The organism is Carnobacterium sp. CP1 (genome assembly GCF_001483965.1).
Classification (GTDB): Bacteria; Bacillota; Bacilli; order Lactobacillales; family Carnobacteriaceae; genus Carnobacterium_A; species Carnobacterium_A antarcticum.
Map to the genome: position 1 here is coordinate 497,018 of NZ_CP010796.1, position 17,551 is coordinate 514,568.

Annotated in this window: 15 protein-coding genes; all 15 read left to right on the plus strand. The window is 37.6% G+C overall.

What is annotated here, in order from left to right:
• Positions 1 to 18: 18 nt before the first annotated feature.
• The 15 genes from argH (at position 19) to NY10_RS02660 (ending at position 17,244) form a co-directional block, all read left to right on the plus strand.
• A complete protein-coding gene (argH, locus tag NY10_RS02590) occupies positions 19 to 1,407 on the plus strand; it encodes an argininosuccinate lyase (protein WP_058918528.1) in 1,389 nt (462 codons plus the stop codon).
• A gap of 284 nt (positions 1,408 to 1,691) precedes the next feature.
• Complete coding sequence (gene hrcA, locus NY10_RS02595; RefSeq protein ID WP_058918529.1) at positions 1,692 to 2,729, plus strand: heat-inducible transcriptional repressor HrcA; 1,038 nt, start codon at positions 1,692 to 1,694, stop codon at positions 2,727 to 2,729.
• A gap of 21 nt (positions 2,730 to 2,750) precedes the next feature.
• The gene (gene grpE, locus NY10_RS02600; RefSeq protein ID WP_058918530.1) at positions 2,751 to 3,308 is read left to right on the plus strand and encodes a nucleotide exchange factor GrpE; all 558 of its coding nucleotides are present in this window, start codon (positions 2,751 to 2,753) and stop codon (positions 3,306 to 3,308) included.
• Between the two features lie 51 nt (positions 3,309 to 3,359).
• The gene (gene dnaK, locus NY10_RS02605) at positions 3,360 to 5,195 is read left to right on the plus strand and encodes a molecular chaperone DnaK (RefSeq protein ID WP_058918531.1); all 1,836 of its coding nucleotides are present in this window, start codon (positions 3,360 to 3,362) and stop codon (positions 5,193 to 5,195) included.
• Positions 5,196 to 5,331: 136 nt separating this feature from the next.
• On the plus strand, positions 5,332 to 6,483 hold the full coding sequence (gene dnaJ, locus NY10_RS02610) for a molecular chaperone DnaJ (RefSeq protein ID WP_058918532.1): 1,152 nt from the start codon (positions 5,332 to 5,334) through the stop codon (positions 6,481 to 6,483).
• A 149-nt stretch (positions 6,484 to 6,632) separates the two neighbouring features.
• Positions 6,633 to 8,462: a translation elongation factor 4 gene (gene lepA, locus NY10_RS02615; RefSeq protein WP_058918533.1), complete on the plus strand. Its 1,830-nt coding sequence runs from the start codon at positions 6,633 to 6,635 to the stop codon at positions 8,460 to 8,462.
• Between the two features lie 254 nt (positions 8,463 to 8,716).
• Entirely contained in the window at positions 8,717 to 9,460 is a 744-nt protein-coding gene (locus NY10_RS02620; protein WP_058918534.1) for a hypothetical protein, read from the plus strand.
• Positions 9,461 to 9,497: 37 nt separating this feature from the next.
• Positions 9,498 to 10,235, plus strand: a complete 738-nt coding sequence (locus NY10_RS02625; RefSeq protein ID WP_058918535.1) for an NAD-dependent protein deacylase — start codon at positions 9,498 to 9,500, stop codon at positions 10,233 to 10,235.
• A gap of 424 nt (positions 10,236 to 10,659) precedes the next feature.
• The gene (locus tag NY10_RS02630) at positions 10,660 to 11,853 is read left to right on the plus strand and encodes a pyridoxal phosphate-dependent aminotransferase (RefSeq protein WP_231726759.1); all 1,194 of its coding nucleotides are present in this window, start codon (positions 10,660 to 10,662) and stop codon (positions 11,851 to 11,853) included.
• Positions 11,854 to 12,121: 268 nt separating this feature from the next.
• The gene (locus NY10_RS02635) at positions 12,122 to 12,754 is read left to right on the plus strand and encodes a DNA-3-methyladenine glycosylase (RefSeq protein WP_058918536.1); all 633 of its coding nucleotides are present in this window, start codon (positions 12,122 to 12,124) and stop codon (positions 12,752 to 12,754) included.
• A gap of 18 nt (positions 12,755 to 12,772) precedes the next feature.
• Complete coding sequence (locus NY10_RS02640) at positions 12,773 to 13,264, plus strand: DUF3013 family protein (protein WP_058918537.1); 492 nt, start codon at positions 12,773 to 12,775, stop codon at positions 13,262 to 13,264.
• 35 nt (positions 13,265 to 13,299) lie between these two features.
• Positions 13,300 to 14,250: a 50S ribosomal protein L11 methyltransferase gene (gene prmA / locus NY10_RS02645; protein WP_058918538.1), complete on the plus strand. Its 951-nt coding sequence runs from the start codon at positions 13,300 to 13,302 to the stop codon at positions 14,248 to 14,250.
• A gap of 2 nt (positions 14,251 to 14,252) precedes the next feature.
• Entirely contained in the window at positions 14,253 to 15,029 is a 777-nt protein-coding gene (locus NY10_RS02650) for a 16S rRNA (uracil(1498)-N(3))-methyltransferase (RefSeq protein ID WP_058918539.1), read from the plus strand.
• Between the two features lie 64 nt (positions 15,030 to 15,093).
• On the plus strand, positions 15,094 to 15,744 hold the full coding sequence (gene deoC, locus NY10_RS02655) for a deoxyribose-phosphate aldolase (RefSeq protein ID WP_058918540.1): 651 nt from the start codon (positions 15,094 to 15,096) through the stop codon (positions 15,742 to 15,744).
• Between the two features lie 180 nt (positions 15,745 to 15,924).
• A complete protein-coding gene (locus tag NY10_RS02660; RefSeq protein WP_156413258.1) occupies positions 15,925 to 17,244 on the plus strand; it encodes an ISL3 family transposase in 1,320 nt (439 codons plus the stop codon).
• The last annotated feature ends 307 nt before the right edge of the window (positions 17,245 to 17,551 follow it).

The window sequence follows — 17,551 nt, forward strand, 5'->3', positions numbered from 1 at the left end:
AATGTTAGGATGAATAGAATGAAAAAATTATGGAGTGGAAGATTTGAAGGTGAGAGCCAGGCATGGGTTGATGCTTTCGGAGCTTCAATCGCTGTCGACCAGCAATTAGCAGAAGAAGATTTAATTGGCAGTCTAGCTCATGTACAAATGCTAGCTAAAACCAATATACTATCAGCTGAAGAAGCAAATGAAATTATCCAAGGTTTAGAAAAATTACTCGAAGACAATAAAAAGGGACGTTTAGTATTTACTGCTGAAAACGAAGATATTCATTTGAATTTGGAAAAGTTGCTTCATGGTATTATCGGTCCAGTCGCAGGCAAACTGCATACGGCTCGTAGTAGAAATGACCAAGTTGCAACAGATATGCATTTGTACCTGAAAAAGGAAGTAATTGAAATCAATCAACGGATTCGTTTATTTATGGAAGTTTTGATTAGCAAAGCTGAAGAAAACGTGGAAACTATCTTGCCAGGATATACTCATTTGCAACATGCGCAGCCCATTTCTTTTGCTCACCATCTATTGGCTTATTACAATATGTTTAAACGTGATTTTGAACGTAATCAAGATAGTTTGAAAAGAATCGACCTATCGCCATTGGGTGCTGCTGCTTTAGCTGGAACAACATTTCCCATCGATCGAGAATACACAAAAACGTTGCTCGGTTTCAAAGAAAGTTATACGAACAGCATAGACGCCGTTAGTGATCGGGATTTTATTTTAGAATTTTTGAGCAACAGCAGTCTTTTGATGATGCACCTATCACGTTTTTGTGAAGAAATCATTTTATGGACTAGTCACGAATACCAGTTTGTAACATTGACTGATGCTTTTTCAACAGGCAGCTCGATTATGCCTCAAAAGAAAAATCCAGATATGGCCGAATTGATTCGCGGAAAAACTGGACGTGTTTATGGAAACCTATTAGGTCTATTGACAACAATGAAAGGTTTGCCCTTAGCGTACAACAAAGATCTGCAAGAAGATAAAGAGGGTATGTTTGACACAGTTAAAACGGTTAAAGATTGTCTAACGGTATTTTCTGGGATGCTTGAGACGATGAAAGTTAACGAAGCAACGATGTATTCAGCTACGACTAAGGATTATTCAAATGCGACAGAATTAGCAGATTACCTAGCAAGCAAAGGGATTCCCTTTAGAAAAGCACATGAGATCGTAGGAAAGCTTGTACTGGAAGGCATCAAAAAAGGGATTTATCTGCAAGATATTTCCTTATCTGATTACCAAGCAGTTTCTGAATTAATCGAAGAAGATGTTTACACTGTACTAGATTCAAAAACTGCTGTAGAACGACGCAACTCTTTGGGTGGGACAGGCTTTGAACAAGTAAAAAAAGAACTAGCGAGTGCAAATAAAACATTAGTGGATATGGAAAAAGTATGATCGGCTTTTTTCGTGAATCGATTAGCAGTTGATTTAAAAACAGGATTTTATTATCTGGTGAAAAATAAAAAGAAGCCGCTTAGAATGAAGGTGTGATCGTATTCTATGCGGTTTCTTTTTGAGCTGATTTTGCTCAATAGAAGCCACTTGCCGTAAGTTTTGTTTAAAAAATAAATTTAAACAAAAAGTAGAGGATTATCGTTGACAAGTTAGCATATATTTGGTAAATTAATACTTGTGTTAGCACTCTTTAGTCCCAAGTGCTAAAAAAGAGGTGATGCAACATGTTAACAGAAAGACAAGTTCTAATACTGAAATCCATCATTCTTCTCTATACAAGCTATGGAAATCCAATTGGTTCTAAAACATTGATGAATGAAGCAGGAATGAAGTTCAGCTCTGCAACTATTCGTAATGAAATGGTTAGGTTAGAAGAGTTAGGTTTTATTGAAAAGACACATTCTTCATCTGGACGTATCCCTTCTATCAAAGGGTATCGGTTTTATGTAGATCATCTAGTACATCCAACTGAAATTCAGAAAAAAGATATTGTTACAATCAAACAATCTTTTAGCAATACCTTTCATCAGTTAGATGAAATCGTTGTACAATCTGCTGAAGTGCTTTCGCAATTGACAAGTTATACCGCTATTTCTTTAGGACCTGAATTAAAAGACAGCAAGCTAACAGGTTTTCGATTGGTTCCTTTAAATGAACATCGGGTGATGGTCATTTTGGTCACAGATAAAGGCCACGTAGAAAACCAAGTATTCTCTTTGCCGAAAACAATTCAACCGAGCGACTTGGAAAAAATGGTGAAAATCTTTAATGAACGATTAGTTGGGCATACATTAATGGAAGTATTTCAAAAACTGAAAACTGAAATGCCTATTTTAATTAACAAATATGCTAAATCAGCAGAAGGAATGCTAACCATTCTTGATGATGTTATTTTGCAAGCTGGACGTGATCAAATTCACGTAGGCGGCAGAATGAATATGCTTGATTATTCTATCGGTCTAGATGTAGAAAAATTTAAGTCGATTTATTCTTTGATGGAAGACCAGCATGATTTAGCTCATTTATTGACGCCTTACCATAGCGGAATTGAAGTACGAATCGGACAAGAATTGGATGACGAGTTATTTGACGAATTCAGTTTGATAACGGCAAGCTACAATGTCATGGGTTATGGGACGGGCTTGATTGCCCTATTAGGACCGACCAGCATGCCTTATTCAAAAATGATTAGTTTAGTGGATGTATTTAGAAATGAGCTTTCAAAAAAAATAGTAGATTACTATCGTTCGATGGAAGACTAATCAAGAAGGAGCTATGTATTTATGACTGAGAATCAAAAAGATCCGCTAACTGAAGAAGTGGTTGATGAAACAAATGAGAACAACGAACAACCACAAACGGAAGAAGCGGTTGAAGAAGAGGTTCAAGTGGACGAATTAACAGAAGCTAAAACGGCTTTGAGCGAGATGGAAGACCGTTATTTGCGTTTACAAGCTGAGCTAGCGAATATGCGCAAACGCAATCAAAAAGAAAAAGAAGATGCCGCAAAATATCGCTCTCAATCATTAGCAACAGAATTATTGCCAGTGATCGATAACCTGGAACGTGCATTGGCCATTGACGTGACTGATGAACAAGGGAAAAACTTGAAAAAAGGTTTGGAAATGGTGATGGATTCATTTAAAGTTGCTTTGGACAACGAAGGAATCAAAGTCATTGATCCATTGAATCAACCTTTTGATCCTAATTTCCATCAGGCAATTCAAACAACGCCAGTGGAAGAGGGACAAGAAGCTGATACAGTTGTAAATGTTTTCCAAAAAGGTTATTCTTTAAATGAACGTATTTTACGTCCGGCAATGGTTATCGTTGCTCAATAAAACAAGAGTTCTAAAAAATAAACTAAAAAAAAGTAAAAGAGGTAATTAATTATGAGTAAAATAATCGGTATTGACTTAGGTACAACAAACTCAGCAGTAGCAGTTTTAGAAGGTGGAGAAGCAAAAATCATTGCGAATCCTGAAGGAAACCGTACGACACCGTCTGTTGTTGCTTTTAAAAATGGTGAAATGCAAGTTGGGGAAGTTGCTAAACGTCAAGCAGTAACAAACCCTCACACAATCAGTTCAATTAAACGTCATATTGGTGAAGCTGGATATACAGTTGATGTTGAAGGCAAAAAACACACGCCTCAAGAAATCTCAGCAACGATTTTACAATATCTAAAAGGATATGCTGAAAGTTATTTAGGAGAAAAAGTAGACAAAGCTGTTATTACAGTTCCAGCTTACTTTAATGATGCACAACGTCAAGCGACAAAAGATGCAGGTAAAATTGCTGGACTAGAAGTTGAACGAATCATTAACGAACCAACTGCTGCAGCTTTAGCTTATGGTTTAGACAAAACAGAAACAGAAGAAAAAGTTTTAGTATTTGACCTTGGCGGCGGAACATTTGACGTCTCTATTCTTGAATTAGGCGATGGTGTCTTTGATGTTCTTTCTACAGCTGGAGACAATCATTTAGGTGGAGATGATTTTGATGAAAAAATCATTGAATTCCTAGTAGCAGAATTCAAAAAAGAAAACGGCATTGACTTATCTAAAGATAAAATGGCTGTTCAACGTTTAAAAGATGCAGCAGAAAAAGCTAAAAAAGATTTATCTGGTGTAACATCTACTCAAATCAGTTTACCATTTATTACTGCTGGTGAAGCAGGACCATTGCACTTGGAAATCAACTTAACTCGCGCGAAATTTGAAGAGTTAACGTATGACTTAGTTGAACGTACTAAAAAACCTGTTCGTCAAGCTTTGAAAGATGCTGGTTTATCCGCTTCTGAAGTAGACGAAATTATCTTAGTTGGTGGATCTACACGTATCCCAGCAGTTGTAGAAGCTGTTCGTAAAGAAACTGGCAAAGAACCAAACAAATCAGTAAACCCAGATGAAGTTGTAGCGATGGGAGCTGCTATTCAAGCAGGAGTTCTTACTGGTGATGTAAAAGACATCGTCCTATTAGACGTAACTCCATTATCATTAGGAATCGAAACAATGGGTGGCGTATTTACTAAGTTGATCGACCGCAATACAACTATTCCGACAAGTAAATCACAAGTCTTCTCAACAGCTGCTGACAACCAACCAGCTGTAGATGTACACGTATTACAAGGTGAACGTCCAATGGCAGCGGACAACAAAACTTTAGGCCGCTTCCAATTAACAGATATTCCTGCAGCTCCTCGTGGCATTCCGCAAATTGAAGTATCGTTTGATATTGATAAAAACGGAATCGTTAACGTACGTGCAAAAGACTTAGGAACACAAAAAGAACAAACGATCACAATCAAATCTTCATCTGGTTTAACCGACGAAGAAATCGAACGTATGGTTAAAGACGCTGAAGCCAATGCTGAAGCTGACAAAACTCGTAAAGAAGAAGTTGAATTACGCAACGAAGTAGAACAACTATTGTTCCAAGTGGACAAAACTTTAGGAGAATTAGAAGGTAAAGTTGATGAAGCTGAAGTTAAAAAAGCTGAAGATGCTCGTGATGAGTTAAAAGCTGCTGTAGAAGCAGATGATTTAGAAACAATGAAAACAAAACGTGATGAATTGAATGAAATCGTTCAAGCATTGACTGTTAAGCTCTATGAACAAGCAGCACAAGCTCAAGCAGAAGCGAACCCTGAAGACGCACAAGCTGATCAAGGTGGAGACGATAATGTGGTTGATGCTGATTTTGAAGAAGTAGACGACAACAAATAATCAGTGAATAGGTGACGAAGTAAAAAGCCAAGGCAAAATGCTTTTGGCTTTTTCTTCTAGATATGCTATGCTCGTAAAGGTAAAATGAAGGGCAGTCTAGAGATAAACGTTATCATTGGAACGATGGAGGGAAATCATGGCAAAAAGAGATTATTATGAAATATTAGGCGTTTCAAAAAGCGCTACGGACGCTGAAATAAAAAAAGCCTACCGTAAACTTTCAAAACAATTCCATCCGGATATTAACAAAGAAGCTGATGCGGATGAAAAGTTTAAAGAAATCACTGAGGCTTATGAAGTGTTAAGCGATGCAAATAAACGTGCAGCTTATGATCAATATGGTCATGCAAGTACAGATCCTAACTTTGGTGCTGGATCAGGCGGATTTGGCGGCGGCTTCGGTGGTGGTGGTTTCGGCGGTGGCGGCTTCGAAGATATATTTGAATCTTTCTTCGGTGGCGGCGGCCGTTCGTATAATCCGAATGCTCCACGTCAAGGTGAAGATTTGCAATATCGAATGGATTTAGAATTTGAAGAAGCTATCTTTGGAAAAGAAACAACGATTCAATACAATCGCGAATCTGAATGTGCTACTTGTCATGGAGACGGTGCAAAACCAGGAACTCATCCTGTTACTTGTTCGAAATGTCATGGTTCAGGAACCCTTAATGTGGAACGGAATACTCCGCTTGGCCGCGTAATGACTCGTCAAACATGTGATGTGTGTCACGGTACTGGTAAAGAGATCAAAGAGAAATGCCCAACTTGTCATGGTTCAGGACATGTAAAAGATAGACACTCTGTTAAAGTAACCGTACCTGCAGGTGTAGAAGATGGAAATCAAATGCGTTTGAATGGACAAGGTGAAGCTGGGGTAAATGGCGGACCTTATGGAGATTTATATGTCGTTTTCCATGTTAAACCGAGTGATTTATACGATCGGGAAGGTTCAGAAATTTATTACGAATTACCAATCAGTTTCATCCAAGCAGCTTTAGGCGATGAAGTAGAAGTACCGACCGTTCACGGAAAAGTTAAACTGAAAGTTCCAGCTGGAACACAAACAGGAACAAATTTCCGTTTAAGAGGCAAAGGCGCACCGCGTCTTAGAGGAACTGGCAATGGAGATCAACACGTTACAATTAAATTGATCACTCCAAAAGATTTATCCAGCAAACAAGTCGACATTCTGCGCGAATTTGCAAAAGCTAGCGGCATCGAGGTAACCGAACAAGAGGAAAGTCTTTTCGGAAAAGTAAAAGATGCTTTTAAAAAAGACAGAAAATAAACCGACTAAAGAAAAACCTAGGCAAAATGCTTAGGTTTTTCTTTTAGGAATAAGACTAACCTTTGTAAAACATTGTAATTCAGTGGTTTCACTGTTATAATTTGTAATGACACTTTTTGGAATAAAACATGAAAGTAGGCATTAATTGAATGAATAAAAATGATTTAATTGAACGTCAAAAACGAATTCGGAACTTTTCGATTATCGCCCATATCGATCATGGGAAATCGACTTTAGCTGACCGGATTTTACAAATGACCCGCACAGTTGCCGATCGAGACATGCACGAGCAGCTATTGGATTCCATGGACTTAGAACGTGAGCGTGGAATTACTATCAAATTGAATACGGTAGAACTGAACTATACGGCAAAAAATGGCGAAGACTATACCTTCCATTTAATTGATACACCTGGACACGTCGATTTTACTTATGAAGTCTCACGGAGCTTAGCAGCTTGCGAAGGGGCAATTTTAGTAGTCGATGCTGCTCAAGGAATTGAAGCACAAACGTTAGCGAACGTTTATTTAGCTTTAGACAATGATTTAGAAATCCTTCCAGTCATCAATAAAATTGATTTACCAGCGGCGGATCCTGAACGGGTTCGTGCAGAAGTAGAAGATGTTATTGGAATCGATGCTAGCGAAGCAGTCTTAGCGAGTGCTAAAATCGGATTAGGAGTAGAAGACATTTTAGAACAAATTGTTGAAAAAGTTCCTGCGCCTGATGGAGACTTAGATGCACCTTTAAAAGCTCTTATTTTTGATTCCGCTTATGATTCTTATCGTGGAGTTGTTTTAAATATTAGAGTGATGGATGGAATGATCAAACCTGGCGACACAATGAAGTTAATGAACACTGAAAAAACCTTTGAAGTAGCTGAAGTAGGTATCTTTTCACCTAAGCCCATCAAACGTGATTTCTTGATGGTTGGAGACGTTGGTTATGTTACTGCAAACATTAAGACCGTTCAAGACGCACGGGTGGGAGACACTGTCACATTAGCGAATAACCCAGCAAAAGAAGCTTTGCCAGGGTATCGTAAAATGAATCCAATGGTTTACTGTGGGATGTATCCAATCGACTCTTCTCGCTTTACAGATTTACGTGAAGCGCTAGAGAAATTAGAGTTAAATGATGCTGCTTTGCAATTTGAAGCGGAAACCTCGCAAGCTTTAGGGTTTGGATTCCGTTGCGGTTTCTTAGGACTGCTACACATGGATGTTATCCAAGAACGACTTGAACGCGAATTTAATTTAGAATTGATCACTACTGCTCCATCGGTTATTTACCATGTGAACTTGACAAACCAGACTCAAATCATTGTTTCAAACCCAGCTGACATGCCGGAACCTGGCGTAATTGAATCAATTGAAGAGCCTTATGTAAAAGCTAATATCATGGTGCCAAATGATTATGTTGGTACAGTTATGGAAATTTCTCAACGGAAACGCGGCAATTTTATTGCTTTAGACTATTTAGATGACAAGCGTGTCAACGTTGTGTATGAAATCCCATTGTCAGAAATCGTGTATGACTTCTTTGATAAATTAAAATCCAGTACTAAAGGATATGCTTCTTTGGATTATGAGATGATTGGTTACAAAGTGAGTCGTTTAGCGAAGATGGATATTCTTTTGAATGGAGAAACCGTAGATGCCTTGAGCTTTATTGTGCATAATGACTTTTCTTATGATCGTGGGAAAGCGATTGTTGAAAAATTAAGAAGCATTATCCCACGTCAACAGTTCGAGATTCCGATTCAAGCTGCCATTGGCAGTAAGATTCTTTCTCGTTCAACAATCAAAGCATTGCGTAAAGATGTAACAGCTAAGCTGTACGGCGGGGATGTCACACGTCGTCAAAAATTATTGAAAAAGCAAAAAGCTGGTAAAAAACGGATGAAACAAGTAGGATCTGTCGAGATACCGCAAGAAGCGTTTATGTCCGTTCTTAAGATGGACGACGAGAAAAAGTAAATAACTCAATAACAGTATTTGCCTGCCAAAAATCTTTGGCAGGTTTTTTTGTTTTTATATTTAGACTGGAACAAGGATCATCTGTTTATTTCTGGTAGGAGCAAACAATCACAAAACTAAAGTATCGTATAAAAAGGGTTAACTACTGATTTTAATAAAACTCCGTGTATTTTTTTTGATTTTGACAGCATTAAAGCTTATCCTGGATAAGAGCTCTATCATAAGAACAAAGCTTTACTGAAAAAGCGGAGAGGATGGTTTCATTGTATATCGTGATTACCTTTATTTGTGCGCTAGGATTTGCATTTATTCATTTTTCTTCTAAATACATGCAATTTGCTAATAAAGTGCCTCGCAGCAGGTTTTTGTCTCTTTCTGCTGGAGTAGCTGTTTCCTACGTCTTTGTACATTTATTGCCGCAATTAAATACCTATCAACAAGTCGTTGTAAAAAATTTGCAACAGAGCAGCTGGCGGCATATTGAAAATCACATTTATATCATAGCCTTAGCAGGACTGGTTTTGTTTTATGCTATGGAACGGTTAGTCAAAATATCTCGGAAAAGCAAGGTGTTAAAAAATCCGGAACAAGCTGATTCAGTTATATTTTGGATTCATATGGGTTCGTTTTTTATTTATAATACCGTTATAGGATATCTTTTAGTTAGAGAAGAATACAAAAGTCCCTTAGGAATATTCTTTTACTTTTTGGCTTTAGGAGTACACTTTATAACGAACGATTGGAGCCTTAGAAGAGACCATAAAGGAGCTTATGATAAATATGGCCGAATTATTTTAACAGCAGCACCCGTTTTAGGATGGCTAATAGGCATATTGACTGAACTAAACGAATTCGTCCTGTCCATTTTGCAGGCTTTCATAGCGGGAGGAGTTATTTTAAATGTGATGAAAGAAGAACTGCCTGAAGAACAAAAAAGCAGCTTAAGCAGTTTTCTGGCAGGGGTTATTGGGTATACCGTTCTTTTATTGCTTATTTAGCTGTTTTCAAACAAATAAATATGAAAAGAGGAATAACGTGCAAAATAAAATCATAAAATTAAAAAAATTAATAGAACAATCTAACAGCATTGTCTTTTTTGGAGGTGCAGGCGTATCAACAGAAAGCGGTATACCGGATTTTCGATCTGCAGACGGCTTATTTAATCAAGATTCAGGTCAAACTTACCAACCAGAGGATATTGTTAGCGATTGGTTTTTAAAAGAGCAGCCGGAATTGTTTTTCAATTACTATTTTGAGCATTTAGTCTATCCAGAAGCGGTTCCTAATGCGACTCATCTTTATTTGGCTGAACTTGAAGCAAAAGAGAAAGATATCACGATCATCACACAAAATATTGATGGGTTGCATCAAGCCGCTGGGAGCGAAAAAGTTTTAGAACTCCATGGAAGTACATTGCGGAATACTTGCTTAACTTGTGGAGAGAACTATCCTTTACGTGTTTTAAGACAAGATGATAAAGGGATACCAAGATGCCCGCACGACAATGGCATCGTTCGTCCAGATGTCGTTCTTTATGGTGAAATGCTAGATCAAACGGCTTTATCAATGAGTATGGCTGCCGTTGAAAAAGCGGACTTATTGATCGTCGCTGGAACATCTTTATCTGTTTATCCTGCTAATAGTTTGATCCACTATTTTAAAGGAGAAGCATCGATTCTGTTGAATCGGACACCGGTTCAACACCCGGCTCTGTTTGATTTGATTATTCAAGATTCATTGGGCTCTATTTTCAAACAATTAAAAGAAAATTAAACACTACTTTAAAACGTTAATGAACGTACGATTAGAATTTCATTGACAAACCATGATAAAAAAAGGTATCCTTAGCACAAGAATACCTTAACTGACTATAAAAAGAAATGTGTGTGAGCAAAATGACCAGACAAAAACGAACTATATCCCAATTAAATAATAGCCAATATTGGTTTAGCTATTTTAGAGAGAGTTTGTAGCATGGATTTTTTCATGATGCAAACTCACAACGTTTGTATCTATGAGGCTAATCCGTTTTGTTATGACGTCAGTTATATGCGGACCACATAGACATTAGAAATTCTATGTGGTTTTCTTTTTATTTATTGCTTTTGCAGATGGATACCTATAGAATTTTTATTTTTCTATTTTGGGTATCTTTTTTTACCGTTAACTATAATGAACGAATCAAGGAGGAGTAAATTTGAATAAACTTATTAACCATATGAATGAACAACTGTCTTTATTACAGCCTTCTTCTATTCGAAAATTTGATGCAGAGGTTTCTCAAATACCAGGAATGACGAAGTTAACTTTAGGCGAACCAGACTTCAATACTCCTGAGCATGTAAAGGCTGCAGGTATTAAAGCCATTGAAGAAAATTATTCTCATTATGCTCCAACCGCTGGAGAACTGCCTTTACGAGAAGCAGCAGCTTCTTTTCTAAACGAAAAGTATGGTGTTCAGTATAATCCTGAATCTGAAATATTAGTGACAGCAGGCGCTTCTGAGGCTATCTATGCAGCTTTATTTGGTATTTTAAATCCTGGAGAAAAAGTATTGATCCCAACGCCAATTTTCCCAGGCTATATACCGGTTACAGTTCTCAGTCGCTGTACGCCTATTTTTATTGATACGTCTAGTAATCAATTTGCCCTTTCACCCAAAATGATCCAAGAAGCTATCGCAGAGCATGGGGCGAGCGTAAAAGCCGTCGTCTTGAATTATCCTAATAATCCGACAGGTGTGACTTATACTGCTGCTGAAGTTCAAGCTTTAGCGGAGGAACTAGAAAAACATGATCTATTTGTTTTAAGCGATGAAATTTATAGTGAACTCACTTATAATGGAACGCATGTTTCCATCGCTAAATACTTGCCTGAGCAAACGCTATTAATCAATGGTGTCTCAAAGTCTCATGCAATGACTGGATGGAGAATCGGCTTGCTTTGCGGACCAGCAGCATTGATTCAGGAAATCAACAAAGTCCATCAATTTATGGTAACCACAACTGCAACAATGGCACAAAAGGCTGCTTTAGCTGCTTTTAAAGATGGTAAAAACGATGCACAAGTCATGAAGAAAGAATACTTGAAACGCCGAGATTACGTTTACAATATCTTACAAGAACTTGGCTTCACCTGTCCAAAACCCAACGGAGCATTTTATCTGTTTGCAAAGATACCTGAAGGCTACATTCAAGAAAGTATGGCATTTTGTGTAGATTTGGCTCAAAAAAATAAGTTAGCGTTGATTCCAGGTGGTTCATTTGGACCAGGCGGCGAAGGATATGTCCGTATCAGCTATGCTGCCAGCATGGAAACATTGATTGAAGCTATGGAGAAATTAACTCAATATATCAGTGAAAATCGAGTAACTGAGGCAATTACACAGTAGGGAAATATATCTATAATCATTATGTGGTTGAAAGCTTAACCAACGAATGGTTTTGTGTTTATAGAGATAGTAAAAAGCGACCTTTTCCTTTTGAGGAAGGTCGCTTTTTTTATCTCTGTTAGAATTAAAATTACGATATGGAACAAAAACATATTTTATCGCTTGTTAAACGGGCTTTTCTATACGAAACGTTCTAATTTGTTGTATACTTATAAACGAAGACATTTTTATAAACGTTTAGATTTTTTAAGATAGGTGAGGTAATTTAATGACTTTTTGGCTGGATCCAACTAAAACAACCGAAGAGATCGCACAAGAGCTATTGGGTTGTCTGATAATAAAAAAAACTGAAGAAGGAATTTGCTCAGGCTGGATCGTAGAAACAGAAGCTTATTTAGGCGAAATAGATGCTGCAGCTCATAGCTATGGCTTGAAAAAAACTCCCAGACTGGCTTCAATGTACAAAAAAGCAGGAACGATTTACATTTATTCGATGCATACTCATCAAATGCTGAATTTAGTCGTACAGGAAGCAGGCATACCGCAAGCTATTTTAATCCGGGCTATTGAACCTTATACAGGCATTGAACTGATGGAGGAACGCCGCGGGAAATACGGTGTGACTTTAACAGACGGTCCTGGAAAACTGACAAAAGCCTTGGCAATTGATAAAAGTGATGATGGAGCTTCAATCGATGAGCCGCCTTTGTATTTGTCTAAAACACACCGAAGAATCCCGAAAGAAATTGGAGTTTCGGCTAGAATTGGAATCCCAAATAAGGGAGAATGGACAGATGCTTTGCTTCGGTACACGGTTATCGGAAATCCATATGTTTCTAGAACCAAAGGAAAAAAAGATAGCGATTTAGGCTGGACAACAACAATTGAAAACAATTATTAAAACAGAGGAGCGAACGACATGGCAAAAAAAGATATCATTGATTATTTAGAAACAATCATGGAAGAAAGTCATTTAGAATTCGATTGGTCAACTCAATGGAATAAAAGACAGCACATTATTGAAGTGTTTTTTACTATTTATGCTGAAACGGAACCTGATTTAGTCATTCAAGATATAGAAGGAACGGTCAACAAAGAAAACATTATTCAATTTGAAGATGCTATCTGTTTTTTTGACCCAACAAAATCAAAAATAATTCCAGAAAACTATTTAGCAGCTCTTCCCTTTGATTTAAAAAAAGGAATCGAAAAAGGGTTTCTTGACGCAGTTATTAAGATGTTGCGGATAGTTGTAACTGAAGGACAATCAGATTTGCTTGATTTTGCAACGGATCCAGAAATAGAAACATTTGAATTGCATTGGAACGAATTGAACTTTGAAACAACTATTCAAACAGCGAAAGATACAAACCGTTATGACATGGATCGCGTTGAGTATCCGAAATTTTAAAGACAATAAGCAAGCTATTGGAGGATTTTTAAATAATGAAGTGGACTGAAGTAAGTGTTCAAACAGCAAATGAAGCCGTTGAAGCCGTTTCAAACATTTTAGTCGAAGCAGGTTCAGAAGGTGTTTCAATTGAAGATATTCAGGATTTTTTACAAGTTCTAGATGATGGTTTTGGGCAAATATGGGCATTAGATGAAGCAGACTTTTCAAAAGAAGGAGTGATCATCAAAGCTTATTTTCCAGAAACACTTTTCTTACCAGAGATCTTGCCGGAGATTAAAGAACGGATTTTAAAATTAACAACATACGGTCTAACGATTGAACCAAATACCTTGACTATCCATGAAGTCGCTGAAGAAGACTGGGCTACTTCATGGAAAAAATATTACCATGCTTTGAAAATAACCCGTTTCTTAACTATTGTACCTGCGTGGGAAGACTACACGCCTAGACATCTTGATGAACGAGTGATCCGTTTAGATTTAGGGCTGGCGTTTGGTACAGGTGCTCATCCCACAACGCATTTATCTTTACAAGCGTTAGAAAACTCTGTTCGTGGCAATGAAACGATTTTGGATGTGGGAACTGGTTCTGGTGTTTTGAGCATCGCAGCTAAGGCTTTAGGGGCTGGAAAAGTTTATGCTTACGATTTAGACGAAGTGGCTGTTCAATCTGCTTACGATAATATCCAGTTAAACGACTATGCTAAAGATGTCCATATTTCAGCTAATGATTTACTAAAAGGCATTGAAATTGAGGCTGATATCGTTGTTGCTAATATTTTAGCAGAAGTTATCGTTCCATTGATTCCAGATGCTTGGCGCGTTTTAAAGCCAGGTGGATTGTTCTTAACTTCGGGAATTATTAAAGATAAAAAAGAATCTATTCTGACGCATTTAACGGAACAAGGATTTGAAATCGTTCAAATCCTTCAAAGGGGCGATTGGGTTGCTGTTACTGCTCAAAGACCTATCGAGGAGGAGTAACCATGCAACGTTATTTTCTTGCTGAAACGACTGCTGACTACCAAACAGCTGAACTGATACTTACTGGAGAACAGTACCATCATATGATTCGTGTCATGCGGATGAAAATAGGCGATGAAGCTTATTTAGTATTTCCTAACCAACAGGCTTTTATAGCTGAAATCAATGCCATCGAAAATGAAAGTGTTGTGATGCATTGGATAGCAGACGAAACAGCTGAAAAAGAGCTGCCGGTTCACGTTACGATCGCCAGTGGTTTGCCTAAGGGGGACAAACTGGACTATGTGATTCAAAAAGGAACAGAACTAGGGGCTGCTGGTTTCGTTCCATTTCAAGCCACCTATTCCATCACAAAATGGGATACAAAAAAAGCAGCTAAAAAAATTGATCGTTTGAAAAAAATTGCTCAAGAAGCAGCAGAACAAGCGCATCGAACCAAAATACCGAGTGTGGAATCCGTGTATTCTTTTAAAGAATTGTTAGAAAAGAGTCCTCAATTTGATTACTGTTTAGTAGCATATGAAGAAAGTGCCAAAGCTGGCGAAGATCAAAATTTTGCTAAAACATTAAAGTCTATTCGACCTGGCAGTTCTCTTTTAATTGTTTTCGGTCCTGAAGGAGGATTGAGCCCAACAGAAATTGAAGCTTTATTGGCTGTTGGAATGGTACCTTGCGCACTGGGGCCGAGGATTTTAAGGACAGAAACGGCTCCTTTATATGCTTTAGCAGCTATCTCTTACCACTTTGAGTTGAATGAACCCATCGAGCCTTTTTGTTAGTTATCGAAAAATAAGCTATACTAGTTTAGAATAACATTATAAACAGAGAAAGTAGGGAATGAAGATGGCAGAAAAATTAAACCACTATATTGATCACACTTTGTTAAAACCAGAAGCCACCGAAAACCAAATCAAAACACTATGTGATGAAGCGATGGACTATCACTTTATGTCCGTTTGTGTCAATCCAACATGGGTCAAGAAAGCAGCGGCTTTTTTAACTGGCAGTGACGTACGCGTCTGTACTGTGATTGGTTTCCCGTTGGGAGCAAACACACCGGAACTAAAAGCATTTGAAGCTAGAAATGCCATTCAAAATGGCGCAACTGAAGTAGATATGGTGATAAATATCGGAGCATTAAAAGGGGGAGACGACGAGCTAGTAGAACGCGATATTAGAGGAGTTGTCGAAGCCGCTGAAGACAAAGCTCTAACTAAAGTTATCATTGAAACAAGCTTATTAACGAATGATGAAAAAGTACGCGCTTGTGAAATAGCTAAAAAAGCCGGTGCCGATTTTGTTAAAACGTCTACAGGGTTTTCAACTGGCGGTGCAACATTAGAAGATGTTACGTTAATGCGTACCGTAGTGGGACCAGAAATGGGCGTAAAAGCTAGCGGTGGTGTTAGAACACGTGAAGATGCAGAAGCTTTTATTGCTGCCGGGGCAACACGTTTAGGTTCTTCAAACGGAATTGCTATTGTAGCGGGTTAAACGGGTTGTACAATATTTGACGTTGGTGAGTGAAAACTTACTAACGTCTTTTTTCGGTTGTACAATATTTGACGTTGGTGAGTGAAAACTTGCTAACGTCTTTTTTCGTGAAAATAGAAAACAAGTGAGTTCTCCTGTAGAATTAAAGTCACCACAACTCATTCAAAGGAGAGAACTCACTTGCCTACATCAAATGATATGCGAAAAGTACTAGATATACAAGACAAAAACATTGTTTTTGAAGAGGATTGCGTAGAATACGGTCAATTCAAAGGAAAAAAATGTAAATTTATTAAAGGACGATTGACTTACATTCCGCAGGAATGTATGAAGTGCCATACACCAAACGAGCAGTATACCATCTACTGTAACGGAACACAGACCTCGCGCATTACTTTACCCATGAGTGGTATTCATCCCACCTATTTACTGCTTAAAAAGCAGCGATTCATGTGCAAAGAATGCGAGGCTACATTTACTGCGAAAACGCCTCTATTGAAAGAAAATTGTTTTATTTCAAATCATGTAAAAGCACAAATTTTAGATAAATCGTCTATGGCTCAATCTATAAAAGATATCTCTAGTCAAACGGGAGTTTCTTCAGCAACGACGCAGCGCGTTATTAACGAGCAAGCTAAGAATTACAAACCGCATTACTTCTGGCTTCCTAAACATCTTTCGTTTGACGAGTTTAAGTACGCCAATAGCACAATGGCTTTTGAATACATTGATGCCGAAAAAGGAACGATCATTGATATCTTGCCTTCTCGAGACAGTCGAACAATAAAAGACCATTTCCTTTCACGGTATAGCCTAAAGGCTAGAAAAAAAGTAGAAACCATTACAGTCGATATGAACGCTGGTTACGTCAATTTTATTCCCATTCTTTTTCCAAACGCCAAGATCATTATTGATCGTTTTCATATTGTCCAGCTGATTAATCGTTCACTGAATCGTACAAGGATAACGGTTATGAATCAATTTCATACCTCAAATGGAGAAGATATGAAAAAGTACCGTCGATTAAAACGGTTTTGGAAAAAAATCTTAAAGAAAGAATCTGAACTGTCTTATACAACCTATACTTATTATGCTTTATTTGGTCTACGCTTAGAATCAGCGATCGTCGACGAACTGTTGGGCTACAACACCGTTCTGAAAGAGACTTATGAGGTGTATCAAACGATTCTAAAGGCTCTTGAAGAGAATGACTATGATGAGCTAGTAAAGATTTTAGAAAAAGATTATCCACTTATTTCAAAACCAATGAAGACGAGCCTCAAAACATTGAAAAAACATATGAAGCACATAAAAAATACCGTTACCTATAAGTATTCAAACGGAAAAATTGAAGGAATCAACAATAAGATCAAAGTTCTTAACCGTGTGGCCTACGGCTACCGAAACTTCGTGAACTATAAAAATCGTATTCTTCTGCATTTTAATATGAAACCAGCGGCTATTAAACAGAACGAAAAAACACTTTTCATAGCAGCATAACGCCTACCATGAAAAGTGTTCAAGTTTTTTTAATTAAATAAGGGACTAAAATTCTTTACCAACGTCAGTTGACGTAGAACCGTTAAACGTAATTTAAACGGCAAATCAGCAGGCAAGAAAACAGATGGTTTTATTCTGTTTTCTTGCCTGTCTTTTTTCTGCAAAATAATTAAAACAAACAGTTTTTTTATAACTAGTTCAAAAAAAGCTTTCCATGTCTTCATTGAAATTATAGGGTTTTAGAGGTATAATGTAGAGAAAGCGTATAGTAGGAATGTGCTCTTGAAAGGGTACTCATTTAGTCTGT

Excerpts from the sequence above, each read along its gene's own strand:
- dnaJ (WP_058918532.1), top strand. The coding sequence starts at position 5,332 with ATGGCAAAAAGAGATTATTATGAAATATTAGGCGTTTCAAAAAGCGCT.
- NY10_RS02640 (WP_058918537.1), top strand. The coding sequence starts at position 12,773 with ATGGCAAAAAAAGATATCATTGATTATTTAGAAACAATCATGGAAGAA.
- NY10_RS02620 (WP_058918534.1), top strand. The coding sequence starts at position 8,717 with ATGGTTTCATTGTATATCGTGATTACCTTTATTTGTGCGCTAGGATTT.
- hrcA (WP_058918529.1), top strand. The coding sequence starts at position 1,692 with ATGTTAACAGAAAGACAAGTTCTAATACTGAAATCCATCATTCTTCTC.
- NY10_RS02650 (WP_058918539.1), top strand. The coding sequence starts at position 14,253 with ATGCAACGTTATTTTCTTGCTGAAACGACTGCTGACTACCAAACAGCT.
- lepA (WP_058918533.1), top strand. The coding sequence starts at position 6,633 with ATGAATAAAAATGATTTAATTGAACGTCAAAAACGAATTCGGAACTTT.
- grpE (WP_058918530.1), top strand. The coding sequence starts at position 2,751 with ATGACTGAGAATCAAAAAGATCCGCTAACTGAAGAAGTGGTTGATGAA.
- prmA (WP_058918538.1), top strand. The coding sequence starts at position 13,300 with ATGAAGTGGACTGAAGTAAGTGTTCAAACAGCAAATGAAGCCGTTGAA.
- argH (WP_058918528.1), top strand. The coding sequence starts at position 19 with ATGAAAAAATTATGGAGTGGAAGATTTGAAGGTGAGAGCCAGGCATGG.
- NY10_RS02635 (WP_058918536.1), top strand. The coding sequence starts at position 12,122 with ATGACTTTTTGGCTGGATCCAACTAAAACAACCGAAGAGATCGCACAA.
- dnaK (WP_058918531.1), top strand. The coding sequence starts at position 3,360 with ATGAGTAAAATAATCGGTATTGACTTAGGTACAACAAACTCAGCAGTA.
- deoC (WP_058918540.1), top strand. The coding sequence starts at position 15,094 with ATGGCAGAAAAATTAAACCACTATATTGATCACACTTTGTTAAAACCA.